The sequence below is a fragment of the Cupriavidus sp. C1SS-2L genome, assembly GCF_057073735.1.
The window spans coordinates 3638088-3651738 of record NZ_CP172708.1 but is presented as its reverse complement, the minus strand read 5'-3'; the positions used below and the strand labels follow the sequence as shown (position 1 = coordinate 3651738).

The window sequence follows — 13651 nt, the reverse complement described above, 5'->3', positions numbered from 1 at the left end:
AGCCGATTCCGTCTAGAGGCACGCTATGTCGGTGCGTTGCCGCACGTGGCGCGCAATTTGCATATCGACACTGGTTCGCGGCGTGCCTGGGTCGAGCCCGGTGCGCTGCTGGCGGACTTCGACCACGAGGCCCAGGCTTGTGGGCTGGCGACGCCGCTGGGCATCAACTCGACCACCGGTGTGGCCGGGCTGACGCTTGGCGGCGGCTTCGGCTGGCTGACGCGCAAGTACGGCATGACTGTGGATAACCAGACCGAGGACGAAGCGGCACGCGTGGGCGCAGCCTATGGCCCCAACTACGAACGGCTGGCGCGCATCAAGCAGAAGTACGACCCGGACGACCTGTTCTGCGTGAACCAGAACATCGCGCCGTCGGCGTAGCGAAATTCTCGGGCATGTGGCTTGCTATGATGCGTGCATGCCCGACGATTTCCTGATTCCCCACCACGAGTACGACATCACGGCGATTCGCGCGCAGGGCGCGGGCGGGCAGAACATCAACAAGGTGTCTAACGCGGTGCATCTGCGCTACGACGTGCGCACGTCTTCGCTCGCGCCCGACCACAAGGAACGGCTGCTGCAACTGCATGACCACCGCATCACGCGCGATGGCGTGGTCGTCATCAAGGCGCAGCAGCATCGCAGCCTCGAGCTGAACCGCGACGATGCGATTCGGCGTCTGCACGAACTGGTCGCCAGCGTGGCAACACCACCGCGCACGCGCCGTGCGACAAGACCGACGCTCGCTTCGCGCAAGCGCCGCCTGGAGGGCAAGAGCCAGCGCAGCCAGGTCAAGGCGATGCGCGGCCGCGTCACCGAATGAGCGCTCACACAGCGAGCCTGCTGCCCGCCGGCACCCTGACGGGAATAGGCTGCCGGTAGGCCGGAAAATAGCCGCTCAGATCGTCCGTCGAGGTACTCCGTCCTTCCGACAAGGCTCGGTAAGCTTCGGGATTGATGACCACGCGCTGCGTGGCGAAGACGTGGGTGTCCGGCGAGAATCCACGCTTGAATTCATGCAGCGAGTCCGCGGCCGACCCGAGGCCGCCGCCAAGATGCAGTCGCGAGAAGCCGCTCATGCGGCCCCATTCGCGTGCGGTGTGGATGATGATCTTAGTCGGCTGCCGGTGGCGGTAGTCCCAGTCCGATCCTGACAGGTGGTACTGCATGATGCCGGACCGCCGCGCGAGGGTGAACAGTGCGCCGCCAATGACCTTGTCAGCTTCCTCCGCCACCATCAGCAACAAATCATCGCCGAGGTCATCCACCAGCGAACGGTAGTACTGCTTGTCGAAGAAGTAGTAGTCCGTTGCGCAGCGGCGCGTCATGGTCTGGTTGTAGATGTCGATGAACCGCGAGAGCGTTTCGAAGTTCTTGTCGAGCCGTACCGTCACGCCAGCGCGCCGGGCGCGGTTGATGCCAAGCTTGTGGCGCGACTGGGTCTCCTGCCAGAGTTTCTCGGGCGGCTTCGTCAGGTCGACCGATACGGTCAGTCCCTGCTTGAGCACAAGGCCCAGCGAACTTTTCCAGTGCGCGTTCAGCAGCGGGTGCAGGCGCAGAAAGCAGGCCACGCAGCCGGCTTCACGCAGCATCTGCACCGCGGCCCGGAACGCCGCATCGGCGAAATCCGGTGGCGCGCTCGTGCTGGTGAGCGGACCACCGTACCCGTACGCCGAGGTGGCGTCCCACAGGCCTTCGGTAATCTCGCGGCGCACGAACGGCACGAGCAGTTCGTGGGTGCCGTTCGTCACGTGCACCGCAAACGCCCGCCCGCGTTCGCTGCGCTCCGCTGTCTTCAGCCACCCAGGCGTGTGGTGGCAATCATGGCTGCAGCGCCCCAGGGCGGCGCGCCAGGCGGTACTTGTTATGTCCAACAGGTTCGCTTGCATCTCTTGCTCCCTGACAGGATGCCTGCGACACCGCCCGGGCCGCCGAGGCCCCGGCGCGGGTCGCAGCGATGGATCGGCTTCAGCGTGCCGACTGCAGCGCCGCAATGCGCTGCTCGATCGGCGGATGGCTCGAGAACAGCTCCATCCACGACTTTCCACCTGCTATGCCCATGGCCTGCATGTTCTGCGGCAACCCGTCGGCATCCAGTCCGCCGAGGCGGCGCAATGCGCCCACCATCGGCGTGGGCGAGCCCATCAGGCTCGCCGCACCGGCGTCGGCACGGAACTCGCGACGGCGCGAGAAGGCGGCCACGATGATGCTGGCCAGCACGCCGAAGACGATTTCGCAGACGATCACCGTGACCATGTAGCCAATGCCGGGCCCGCTCGACTCCTCGTCGTTCTTGCGCAGCATCGAATCGACGAAATAGCCGACCACGCGCGCAAGGAAGATCACGAACGTGTTGACGACGCCCTGGATCAGCGTGAGCGTGACCATGTCGCCATTGGCGATGTGCGCCACTTCGTGCGCCAGCACGGCTTCCACCTCGTCATGCGACATCGACTGCAGCAGGCCAGTCGAAACGGCGACCAGCGAGCTGTTCTTCGTCGCGCCCGTCGCGAACGCGTTGGGCTCGCCCTCGTAGATCGCCACTTCCGGCATGGGCAACCCGGCCTTCTGCGACAGCTTCTGCACGGTCTGCACCAGCCACAGTTCGGTGCTTGTGCTCGGGTGCGTGATGACCTGCGCACTGGTGGACCACTTGGCAATGGTTTTGGACATCAGCAGCGAAATGAAGGCGCCGCCGAAGCCCATCAGCGCGGCAAAAGCGAGCAGCATGCCGAAGTTGAGACCGTTGGCGGTCAGGAAGCGGTTCACGCCAAGGACGCTGGCGGTGATGCTGAGGACAAGCATGACGGCGAGGTTGGTCGCCAGGAAAAGCAGGACGCGTTTCATGAGTGTGGAACAAGACAGCAGGAAAGACGCGGACGAGCCGCAGGCGCGCGCGGCGCTTCAACGGCACTGCACGCAGGAACGGTCATGCGCGACGATTGCCGCGCAGGTGGGGATCAGCCGCGCGGTGGGCGCGGCAGCAGAGGAAGGTCGGGGTCAGGCAGGGCAGCGCCGGCGTAGCGCGGCAGCCCGGACTGGGCGGAACCGGCGACGACGCGCAACTGGGGGGCGGGCAGAAGCTGTTCCGCAAGGTCGGCACCGAGCGGTGAAGACTCGGCGGCCTCGGCCACATCGGCAGGGGCGGTGCCCCCGGGAGCGGCGTCTTCCACTGCAGCACACAGGCCGGCCCGGTGGTTGTCGGCGTGCTGCGTGACGCAGGCGGCCGCATCGGAAACGTGCACGGCGGTACCGGCCCAGGCCTGGAACGGCATGTAGGCCAGCATCAGAACCAGCAGGAGGAGCCGGATGGTGCGCACGCGAAACGGAAACACAATGGGGACGTCCCGAATTCTACAGGATGGCGCCGTGCCTCGCGGTGGCGTAATGATCGCTAGCCAACCATGCGTGTGGCGGCCCGGGTACCCCACCAGGCGGCCTCCTCGAAGACCGACAGCCCCGACAGGTCGGCGTGCGCGAACTGGATGGGCCCGTCCAGCGCGCGCAGCGCCGCCGCGCCCGCGTTGGTCAGGAAACCCGGCAACGGCGACGCCATGGCGTGCCCGCGTGCGGTGATTTCCACACGATCGGCGTGGCGCCAGAATCCACGGCCGTAGACTTCGCGCAGGTCGGTCACGGCGTAGTCCATCAGGTCGCCCGGGGTCGCTTCGGCCAGCCAGCGCCGCACCTCGCCCGGCGCTGCGGAATGGCCAAGCGCAGCACGATCGAGCGGGCAATAGGCTGTGAAGACCGTACGTGGCGGTGGCGCTTGCCGGATCATCTGGTGCGTCGCCACCACATAGCCGAGGGCGCGGGAACCATGGACGACATTGTCCCAGGCCAGCGGCACGCCCGGTGCTTCGGCGGGAAAGCCACGCAGCCGGAAGCTCGACACCAGCCAGGCCGCATGGGGTGGCAGGTGGCGCGTCGCGTCGAAGCCGAAGCGCGCGAGCGGCATCAGGTGCGCGGCCACGTGCAGCGGCATGGCGCAGATCACGCGCCGCGCGCGCAAGCGCACCGTGCGCGGTACGCCGTTCGCGTCCGCCATGCCGGTGCAGAGCACCTCAACGCCGTCGCGCGATTCCTCCACCTTGAGCGCCATGCCGGGGCGATGCCAGTCCGGGCGGCCGGCGAGTGCAATGATTCGCGCAGTCAGCTTCGACACCAGTCCGTGCAGCCCGTCCGGCCAGGTCAGCACCGCGCCATCTGCGGCGTTCTGCGCATGGCCGCCGCGGCTCGCGAAGTAGTGCAGGCCTGCCCATGCTGAGACGACATCGTGGCCGGCGCCGTAGTCGTCGCGGCAGCAATAGTCGGCGTAGGCATGGAGCGTCGATGACGTGAAGCCTTCGTTGAGCAACCACTGACGGAAAGTGCGCGTATCGAGCGCTGTCCACTTCGGGTCCCGCGACGCCAGCGCGAGCGGAATGGTGAAGACGCGGCGCCCGTCGTTGCCGCGCGTGTCGCGGAGTTCGTTGATGTGCGAGAAGAAGCGCGCATGCTGCGCGCGTTCGTCGGCCTCGAGTCCGTCGTTCGGCAACAGGCCGTCATGCCACCGGCCGTTGCGAAAGTGCCGCTCTTCCGGCGCGTGCACAACGGCGCGCTCATCGAAGCGTGGTCGCGCGCTGAACGGATCCTGTTCGATCACGCCGACGTCGGCGAGCATCTCGCGCATATGCGTCGACTCCGCCGACGGCAGCGGCAGGTAGTGCGCGCCGCGCGGAAAGCCCAGGTCACCGAACTGCCCCGCCGCCGTATTGCCGCCGAATTCGGGACCGTCGATCACGATGAAATCGCGCTTGCCCGCGCGCGCGAGTTGCCATGCGGCTGACAGGCCTGCTGCACCGCTGCCGAGAATGGCGACGTCCGTGCGTAATTCGCCGTCGGGCTGCGGCAATCGCGCGTCGTCGCGCAATGCATGGCCCTGCGCCATGCCCGGACGCAGCACGACAGGCGGGGGCTCATAAAATCCCACACCGGACAGGAAGCGGCGCGACGCATCGCCAAGCCGGTCGCAGCCGGCCAGCGCGGCGGACGCGCCGATCAGGAACGTGCGGCGATCCATCACTGTGCTTTCGTCGGCGTATCAGCGAATGACATTGCCCCAGTCCTGCTCGAAGTCATGCACGAGCGATTGCTCGTTGAGGCGGTTTGCATGGCCCGCGCGCGGCGCCATGTCGGGCGGGAAGCGGAACATCAGCGCGGTGCTGTCCGCATCCAGGAATTTCATCGGCATGTCATAGCGGGTCGGCGGCGTGTAGTCGCTGCGTTTGCCGGCGAGGATGAAACCCCATTCCCCGAACGACGGCACATAGGCATGGTAGGGCCACGTATGCAGGCCGGCCTCGTGCAACGTTGCATCGATGCCCCAGAACGAGCGCGGCGCGTAGTACGGCGAAGTCGACTGCACCACCGCATAACCCTTCTCGGCCAGATGGCGCGACAGCAGCCGGTACATCGGCACCGAATACAGCTTGCCCAGACCGAAGTTGGACGGGTCGGGCAGGTCGACGATGATGGCGTCGAATACCTCGGCGTTCTGCTCCATCCATTGCGCGGCGTCGGCGTTGACCACCGTCACGCGCGCATCGCGCAGCGAGTCCCGGTTGAGCGCGCGCAGCGGGGCGCTCTGCGAGAACAGCGTGGTCATGGCCGGATCGAGATCGACCAGTGTCACATGCTCGATATTGCGGTGTCGCAGGATCTCGCGCAGAGCGAGCCCATCGCCGCCGCCGATCACCAGCACGCGGCGCGCCCACGGCAGCGCTTGCATTACCGGATGCACAAGGGCCTCGTGATAGCGGTGCTCGTCGCGTGACGAGAACTGCAGGTTGCCGTTGATGTACAGGCGCAGGTCGTCCTTCCAGCGCGTGATCACCAGCCGCTGGTATGGCGTCGATTCACTGTGGATAATCTCGTCGCCGAACAGGCCGCGTTCGGCCCAGTGCGTGAGCCGGTCCGACCCGGCAAAGCCAGCACCAAGCAGCGCGATCACCACCAACGCGCGCATCGTGCGCAGCGGCACCTGCGGCAGCTCGTCGCGAAACAGACGCGTGGTGTACAGCGCCACCGCCGCATTGAGCATGCCGAACAGGAAGCCGGTGCGCGACAGACCAAGCCTTGGAGCGAGCACCAGCGGGAAGACCAGCGACACCGCCAGCGCGCCCAGATAGTCGAATGTCAACACACGGCTCACCAGATCGCTGAAGGCCGCACGGCGCGCGTTCAGGATACGCATGACCAGCGGGATCTCCATGCCCACGAGCACGCCGGTCAGGAACACCAGGGCGTACAGTGCCGTGCGGAACGGCGCCGACAGCCACGCGAACACCACGAACAGCAGCGCCGCCGAGATGCCGCCGAGCAGGCCGACCAGTATCTCGATGTCGATGAAGCGGGCGAGCACGTCCTCGTCCTTCACATAGCGCGACAGCCACGACCCTACGCCCATGGCGAACAGATAGCAGCCGATGATGGACGAGAACTGGAGGATGGAATCGCCCAGCAGATAGCTGGACAGGGCGCCGGCGATCAGTTCGTAGCCAAGCCCGCAGGAGGCCACGATCAACACCGAAATAACGAGGGTACGGTCGCGCATCAGGCGGCAGTCTGGCGGGGTTCTGAACGGTTCGGGGGGAACTGGTGGATGAGACTGCGGATATACTTGCGGCGCATTCGCGCGCTGCCGGCGCAATCGTAGTCAAATGTCCTGTGTCGTCGAAATCGGCGCGCATGACTACGCGAATACCGGCGCTGTCGACAACCGCTATGGAAACAGCATGCAACCGATCTACGCCTACGCACTGCACCTGCTGGCAAGCCTTGTCCTGCTTGCCGTGTTCGTCGGAGTCTACACCAGGATCACGCCGTTCCACGAGTTCACGCTGATCCGCCAGGGCAACATTGCGGCAGCGCTGTCGCTCGGGGGTGCGCTCCTCGGTTTCTGCTTCACGCTGTCTTCGTCGATCCAGCACAACGATACCTTTCCGACGTTCCTGTCCTGGGCGGTGGGCGCCATGATTGTCCAGGCGCTGGTGTACGCTGGCCTGACCCGCGCGCTGCCCGACATGGACGCCGCCATCGAATCCAACAACATCGGCATGGGCGCCCTGATGGGCACCATCTCGGTCACCGTGGGCGCGATCAACGCGGCCTGCCTGTCCTGAAACGCGCCCGAATACCGGATCGCGCATCCACGCAAGAGGAGACCTGACATGAGCATCGGTTCTTTCATCAAGAAGCAGTTCATCGACATCCTCCAGTGGACGGAGGACACGGACGGCGTGCTGGCCTGGCGCTACCCGATGGAGGACATGGAAATCCAGTACGGCGGCAGCCTGACCGTACGCGAATCGCAGATGGCGGTGTTCGTCAACGAAGGCAAGATCGCCGACGTGTTCGGCCCCGGCATGTACAAGCTGACCACGCAGACGCTGCCGGTGCTGACCTACCTGAAGAACTGGGACAAGTTGTTCGAGTCACCGTTCAAGTCGGATGTCTACTTCTTCAGCACGCGCCTGCAGATCGGCCGCAAGTGGGGCACGCCGCAGCCGATCACGATCCGCGACGCGGACTTCGGCATGGTGCGGCTGCGCGCGTTCGGCCTGTACTCGTACAAAGTCGCCGATGCGGCGAAGTTCTACAGCGAGATCAGCGGCACGCGTGCTGAATACACGCGCGACGAGGTCGAAGAGCAGTTGCGCAACCTGCTGATCGCCACCATGACGAATGCGCTCGGCGCGTCGTCGCTACCGTTCCTCGACATGGCGGCCAACCAGGCGCTGATGTCGCAGACTATTCGCGAGCGGCTGGCGCCCGAGTTCGAGCGCTATGGCGTGGCGCTGGACAATTTCGCGGTCACCAATGTCTCGCTGCCCGAAGAACTGCAGAAGGCGATCGACACGCGCATCTCGATGGGCATGATGGGGGACATGGCGAAGTACACCCAGTACCAGGTCGCCAGTTCGATCCCGCTGGCCGCGCAGAACGAAGGCGGCGTGGCGGGCCTCGGCGCGAGCCTCGCCGCGGGTGCGGTGATGGGGCAGGCCATGGCCGGCGCGGCGGGTGCGCCGGGCGTACCCGCGCCTGCGGTGCCGCCTGCCGCGCCGCAAGCGGCAGCAGCGGATGACCCCACCGCGCGCCTGCAGAAGCTCAAGGAGCTGCTCGACAAGAGCCTGATCACGCAGGCCGAATTCGACAGCGCCAAGGCCGAGATCCTCAAGAAGCTGGTCGGCTGACGGGGCTGCATGCAACAGGTCAACTGTCCTGGTTGCGGCGCGGAGGTCGCGTTCCGCTCCTCCGCAGCCGTCATGGCCGTATGCGAGTACTGCCATAGCACGCTGGTCAAGGATGCCGAGTCGGTCAAGGACATCGGCAAGATGTCGGCCGTGCTCGAAGACTACACGCCGCTGCAACTCAATACTTCGGGCCAGTGGCAGGGGCAAGGCTTCACGCTGGTGGGGCGCATCCAGCTGCGCTACGAAGCCGGGTTGTGGAACGAGTGGTATCTGCTGTTCGACGACGGCAGCGACGGCTGGCTTGCCGATGCCTCGGGCCAGTACATGCTCACGCGACGCTTGTCGCCGGAACAGGCCACGGCCGGACAGTTCGATACGCCGCCTAAGTTCGAGGCCCTGCGTCCCGGTGACAGCCTGTTCTTCGACAAGCGGCGCTGGCTCGCCGGCGACGTGCGCACCGCACGCTGCACGGGCGGTGAAGGCGAACTGCCGTTCGTCGTCGGCACGGGCTGGACTGCGCAAGTGGCCGACTTCCGCGACGAAGGCCGCTTCCTGACGCTCGACTATGCCGACGGGTTTCCGCCGGCCGTCTACACGGGCGAGCTTGTCACGCTGGATCAGCTCAAGGCGCAACTGCTGCGCGGGGCGGACGAAATCGGCCGCACGGCGGACCGCTACCGCGGCAAGACGGTATCGCTGGCCTGCCCAAACTGCGGCAGCCCGATTGCCTATCGCGCCGGCATGGCGAGCTTCGTCGTCTGCGGCAGCTGCCACAGCGAGGTGGACTGCACCACGTCCACCGCCATTGTGCTGGAAAAGCACAAGGAACTGGAGGCGCTCAAGACCAGCCTCGCGCCCGGAGACACCGGCAATATCGGCGGTAAGCCCTATACCGTGCTCGGGCTCATGCAATGCACGGACAACGACGAGGACGAGGCGTCCACGTGGGTCGAATACCTGCTCTTCAACGAAGAGCGCGGCATGTTCTGGCTCGTGGAGCAGGACAGCGGCTGGGACAAGGTCGAGGTACTCGATACCTGGCCGCGACTGTCGTCCGTCGACGTGGCGACCTGGCAGGGCGGGCTCTTCCGCAAGGGCTTCGACTATCGCAGCGAAGTGCTGTATGCCGCCGGCACCTTCAACTGGCGCGTGCGCGTGGGCGACAGCACGCAACTGACGGAGTTCGGCAATCCGCAACAACGCCTGACGCGCGAGACTTCCGACACGGAAATCGTGTGGACCCGCTCCGTCCCTGTGACCCGTGTGCAGGTGGCGCAATGGTTCAAGGACAACAAGGCGCTCGCCAAGGCCGCCACACGGCCGGACGCCGCTACGCGCAAGACGCCCGACAACTCCGATCTCGCGTTCTGCCGCAAGGCCGCCAAGTGGTACGCCATCGTGCTGGCGATCCTCAACGTACCGGTGGCGCTGTTCAGAGACAGCGGCTGGATCACGCTGGTCTTCGCCATGCTGCTGCTGTGGGCACCGCTGTGGCTCGTGGGCCGCTGGTCAAAGGACTGACGACGTGCGACTTCTCTATCTGATTTACGGACTGATCGTGCTGTTCGGCGCGACGTTCTACAACCTCGGTTCCGGCACGGACTCCCGTTCCGGCGGCTCGGGGGCCGGCCGCATGTGGGGCGGCGGCAGCGGCGGTGGCAGCTGGTCGTCGGGCGGTGGGCACAAGTGAGGCCGGCATCGTGAATGCGCCCCCGCTGCCGTGCCCGGCCGTGCTTGGCCGCCACCTGCTGCTTGACCTGCAGGGTGTCGCACCAGACCTGCTGACCGATGCGGCGCTGGTCGAACGTGTGCTGTATGGCGCAGCGCACGTGGCCGGGGCAACGCCAGTGGATGCACGCTTCCAGCATTTCGGGCCCGGGCTTGGCGTCACGGGCGTGCTGCTGCTCAAGGAGTCGCATATCAGCATCCATACGTGGCCCGAGTACGGCTTCGCGGCTGTGGATATCTTCATGTGCGGCACGGCCCGCCCGGAGATGGCCGCGCAGCATATCCGCGCAGCGCTTGCACCGCGCACGATGACGCTGCGCGATGAAGCCCGCGGTATCGCCGGGTGCCGCTGACGCCGCCCCGGCAAACGATTCGCTTCTGCGCTACACTGCGTTGAACCCCGTAGTCACTACAGAGATTCCAGCACCATGCGAATCGGCGAACTCTCCCGGCACAGCGGTTGCGACGTCGAAACCATCCGCTACTACGAGCGCGAAGGCGTGCTCGATGCCCCGCAGCGTGAGGACAACGGCTACCGCCGCTACGGCGAAACCCACCTCGTCCAACTCAACTTTGTACGGCATTGCCGCTCGCTCGGCATGAGCTTGTCCGATGTACGCCGGCTGCGCGACTTCGAGCGCAATCCGTCGCAGGACTGCGATGACGTCAACGCGCTGCTGGACCGGCAGATCGAGCAGATCCATGCGCAGCGCCTGGCGCTGGAAGCGCTGGAAAGCCAGTTGCGCGCGTTGCGCGAGACCTGTCACCACCAGCACCAGGCCGCCAGCGAATGCGGCATCCTGCAGAACCTGCAGCAAGCGGCGGCTGGGGCGCCGTGCGAGTGCCACGCACATGCAAGCGGCGGGCACGCCGGTTGACGACCGCGCACGCCGCACGGCCTGTGCTACGATCCCAGTTCCCCTCTCTGCACCAGACCGGTGCGGGTGATTCCAGTTCCTAGTACCCATTATTCGCGTGATCACCATGCCAGCTCGCCAATCGCTGTCCGCCGTTCCTGCCCGCAACGCGCGGCAGGCGTGCGTGCGCGCCGGCGCCACGGCCCTGGCCACGCGCATCACGCCTCGACGTCGGATCAGCGCTCCGCCTGATCACGCCCGGTTCCCAGCCTGACCATCCCCACCGGGGCCCGGGCCGAACCGGGCCCGAGCCCTACGCCAGTGTCCTGACATGCGTGCGTTCCGCGCGACTTGCAGCCGCCGTGTGACGCACCGATGCAGCTTTCGCTTCACCTTTCTGATGTCCCCGCATGGCCCGGTGCCGGCATTGCCGCCCCGCGAGCTATGCCGGGCCAAACCTGATCACTACGACCCTTGATGGAGGATTAGCCATGACGGCCACCAACCCGAGCGCACCGACCCTCTACCTGACCGAACTTGACGTCACGCGTCTGGAGCGCATTGCCAGCCGCCCCGGCGCGGGCCCGATGGCCGACATGCTCGATGCGCTGCTCGCACGCGCGGCAATCGTCGCGCCGCAAGACATCCCGACCGATGTCGTCACCATGAACTCGCGCCTGGTCTGCGCGCTGCAGGGCGACGCGACGCCGCGCCTGTGGACGCTGGTCTATCCCGATGAAGCCGATTTCGATGCAGGCCGCCTGTCGGTGCTGTCGCCGGTCGGCCAAGCGCTGCTCGGCGCGCGCGCGGGCGAGACCGTAAGCTATCGCCTGCCCGATGGCCGTGAGCAGCACGTCTCGGTGACCGAGATCACCTTCCAGCCCGAGGCCAGCGGCCAGTACACGCTCTGACCCCTGTGCGACGGGCACCGCACGACATACGCGTGCGGGCCCGGACGCTCATGGGCTCATGGGCAGGGCCGCATGCGGGTGGCGATCCACACGCACCGTTCGTCAGCAAGGTCGTCGTTTCACGACTAGCAACTCACCATTCGTCGCAGCGTCATTTCCGATGGCGCTACCTGTGACTAAGCTTCAGTCCGTGCTCGCATCACAACAAAGATTGTGTAGCGGCAAGAAGTCAGCCGGTCACATAAAGAAAGACGAAATCAGTTGAAGGAGTCCGAAATGATCGCCAAACGCATTATTGGCGGCGCGTTCGTGGTAGCGGCCCTGGCCGTGTCGGCCGCGTCGATCGCTGCCCCTGCCGCGACCAGCAAGGCAGGCAAGTTCGATGTCTACGCCGACGCACTGCGCACCGGCAAGTTCGACCCGTACGTGGACGGCGCCAAGCAAGCCAAATACGACGTCTACACGGACGGCGCCAAGCAAGGCAAGTACGACGTCTATACCGACGGCGCGAAGCAAGGCAAATACGACGTCTATACCGACGGGGCAGCGGCATTCAGCGGCGAGATTTCCGCGAACTCGACCGACAACTCGCGTACCGGCGACGGCTCGCTGTACGGCTACCGAGTCTGACGCGTATCCCCCAGGGTTCTTCCGGAACCTGCAGCGGCCACCTCGGTGGCCGCAAGTTTTCTCTCCCGCCTGCCCGGCAGACCTCCTCCTCCTTCTCTCTGCGCCGGGCAGGCGATTTTTATTCCTGACGGCGCTGTTGTTGGATGGCGCTGCGCCTGCGACTCATGGCGCTTGAGCAGGTTGGCCGTGCCGCAACGTCCGCGTGGCTTCCGTAGGCTCAGAGCTGGCGCGCGGCGAACGTGTCGCACTTGCGGATATCGCCGGTAGTCAGGCCTTGCCGCAGCCAGCGCACGCGCTGCTCGCTGGTGCCATGCGTGAAGGCTTCCGGCACCACATAGCCCTGCGCCTGGCGCTGCAGCCGATCGTCGCCGATTGCGGCGGCGGCCTTCAGGCCTTCCTCGATATCGCCAGGCTCCAGCAACTGCTGGTTCGCGCGTTGCGCGTTGGTGGCCCAGACGCCCGCCAGGCAATCGGCCTGCAGTTCCATCCGCACCGAAAGCTGGTTGGCCTGCGCCTCGCCCATGCGGCGGCGCGCCGCATCGACCTTGTCGGAGACGCCCAGCAGGTTCTGCACATGGTGGCCGATTTCATGCGCGATCACATAGGCCTGCGCGAAGTCGCCGCTGGCGCCGAAGCGCTGGCGCAGTTCGTCATAGAAGGCCAGGTCGATATAGACCTTGTGATCGCCGGGGCAGTAGAACGGGCCCATGGCTGATTGCCCTGTACCGCACGCCGTCGGCGTGGCTCCCGAGAACAGCACGAGCTTGGGTGGCTCGTAGCGGCGGTTGAGCTCGGTTTCGAAGATGTGTTCCCAGGTTCGCTCGGTATTGCCGAGCACCTTCTTCGTGAACACCGTCAGCTTGTCAGTGGCCGGTGGCCGGTTGACCTGTTGCTGCTGCGGCGCCTGCTGGCCCTGCAGCACCGAAGCGCCCTGCATGATGACCGACGGGTCGATGCCGAAGAAATACGAGGCGGCAAGGGCGATGATGACGGTGCCGATGCCGATGGTCTTCGGACCACCGAACCCGCCACCGCCAAAGCCGCCACGGCGGTCTTCAACGTTTTGGCTTTCGGCTTCGTCATCGAGACGCATTGGTGGCTCCAGGGAATGGAATTTGAGCGGGGATGGAATGAAGTATAGCAATGAGGGTTGGCGTGTCTGGCATGCACGACATCCCATCAACCATCCCGATTCTCAATACCCCAAAAACAAAAAACGCCACCCGCCAGACCTCAACAATGAGACTGGCGGGTGACGGGCGGCAATCAACACCATCCAGGCGCGGCCAGC

15 protein-coding genes and 1 pseudogene are annotated in these 13651 nt (G+C 65.7%); 10 read left to right on the top strand and 6 right to left on the bottom strand.

The features are described from left to right. Window positions 1-63: 63 nt before the first annotated feature. Together ACIGJG_RS17025 and arfB are read left to right on the top strand one after the other, a co-directional pair. Window positions 64-339, top strand: a pseudogene (locus tag ACIGJG_RS17025) (FAD-binding oxidoreductase); the annotation flags it as partial. A gap of 79 nt (window positions 340-418) precedes the next feature. Then, window positions 419-823, top strand: coding sequence for an alternative ribosome rescue aminoacyl-tRNA hydrolase ArfB (gene arfB, locus ACIGJG_RS17020; protein ID WP_483672564.1), 405 nt, complete (start codon window positions 419-421; stop codon window positions 821-823). A gap of 4 nt (window positions 824-827) precedes the next feature. Here arfB and ACIGJG_RS17015 read toward each other — a convergent pair whose 3' ends face one another. The 5 genes from ACIGJG_RS17015 to ACIGJG_RS16995 form a co-directional block, all read right to left on the bottom strand. After that, entirely contained in the window at window positions 828-1889 is a 1062-nt protein-coding gene (locus ACIGJG_RS17015) for a GNAT family N-acetyltransferase (RefSeq protein WP_483672563.1), read from the bottom strand. A gap of 79 nt (window positions 1890-1968) precedes the next feature. Next, window positions 1969-2847, bottom strand: coding sequence for a protease HtpX (htpX, locus tag ACIGJG_RS17010; RefSeq protein WP_483672562.1), 879 nt, complete (start codon window positions 2845-2847; stop codon window positions 1969-1971). Window positions 2848-2960: 113 nt separating this feature from the next. Next, window positions 2961-3335 carry a hypothetical protein gene (locus ACIGJG_RS17005; protein WP_245001893.1) on the bottom strand — a complete coding sequence of 125 codons (375 nt, stop codon included), beginning with the start codon at window positions 3333-3335 and terminating at the stop codon, window positions 2961-2963. Between the two features lie 59 nt (window positions 3336-3394). Then, window positions 3395-5062: an NAD(P)-binding protein gene (locus ACIGJG_RS17000; protein WP_483672560.1), complete on the bottom strand. Its 1668-nt coding sequence runs from the start codon at window positions 5060-5062 to the stop codon at window positions 3395-3397. A 21-nt stretch (window positions 5063-5083) separates the two neighbouring features. Beyond that, on the bottom strand, window positions 5084-6595 hold the full coding sequence (locus ACIGJG_RS16995) for a polyamine aminopropyltransferase (RefSeq protein ID WP_140949301.1): 1512 nt from the start codon (window positions 6593-6595) through the stop codon (window positions 5084-5086). A gap of 181 nt (window positions 6596-6776) precedes the next feature. Here ACIGJG_RS16995 and ACIGJG_RS16990 point away from each other — a divergent pair, with 181 nt between their 5' ends. The 8 genes from ACIGJG_RS16990 to ACIGJG_RS16955 all read left to right on the top strand — a co-directional run bounded on the left by ACIGJG_RS16990 (window position 6777) and on the right by ACIGJG_RS16955 (window position 12360). Beyond that, window positions 6777-7163, top strand: a complete 387-nt coding sequence (locus ACIGJG_RS16990) for a DUF350 domain-containing protein (protein WP_041680085.1) — start codon at window positions 6777-6779, stop codon at window positions 7161-7163. A 48-nt stretch (window positions 7164-7211) separates the two neighbouring features. Beyond that, entirely contained in the window at window positions 7212-8234 is a 1023-nt protein-coding gene (locus tag ACIGJG_RS16985; protein WP_483672559.1) for an SPFH domain-containing protein, read from the top strand. A gap of 9 nt (window positions 8235-8243) precedes the next feature. Next, window positions 8244-9755: a DUF4178 domain-containing protein gene (locus ACIGJG_RS16980; RefSeq protein WP_140949300.1), complete on the top strand. Its 1512-nt coding sequence runs from the start codon at window positions 8244-8246 to the stop codon at window positions 9753-9755. 4 nt (window positions 9756-9759) lie between these two features. Next, entirely contained in the window at window positions 9760-9924 is a 165-nt protein-coding gene (locus ACIGJG_RS16975; RefSeq protein ID WP_166487025.1) for a hypothetical protein, read from the top strand. A gap of 10 nt (window positions 9925-9934) precedes the next feature. After that, a complete protein-coding gene (gene speD / locus ACIGJG_RS16970; RefSeq protein WP_049796479.1) occupies window positions 9935-10315 on the top strand; it encodes an adenosylmethionine decarboxylase in 381 nt (126 codons plus the stop codon). 75 nt (window positions 10316-10390) lie between these two features. Continuing rightward, window positions 10391-10840 (top strand): Cd(II)/Pb(II)-responsive transcriptional regulator, encoded by a 450-nt coding sequence (locus ACIGJG_RS16965; RefSeq protein WP_011299427.1) that lies wholly within the window; start codon window positions 10391-10393, stop codon window positions 10838-10840. A 470-nt stretch (window positions 10841-11310) separates the two neighbouring features. Beyond that, the gene (gene rnk, locus ACIGJG_RS16960) at window positions 11311-11730 is read left to right on the top strand and encodes a nucleoside diphosphate kinase regulator (protein WP_140949299.1); all 420 of its coding nucleotides are present in this window, start codon (window positions 11311-11313) and stop codon (window positions 11728-11730) included. Between the two features lie 276 nt (window positions 11731-12006). Then, a complete protein-coding gene (locus tag ACIGJG_RS16955) occupies window positions 12007-12360 on the top strand; it encodes a hypothetical protein (protein WP_483672558.1) in 354 nt (117 codons plus the stop codon). 217 nt (window positions 12361-12577) lie between these two features. Here the strand turns inward: ACIGJG_RS16955 and ypfJ are convergent, their stop codons facing one another. Next, window positions 12578-13453, bottom strand: a complete 876-nt coding sequence (gene ypfJ, locus ACIGJG_RS16950; protein WP_041679739.1) for a KPN_02809 family neutral zinc metallopeptidase — start codon at window positions 13451-13453, stop codon at window positions 12578-12580. Between the last annotated feature and the right edge of the window lie 198 nt (window positions 13454-13651).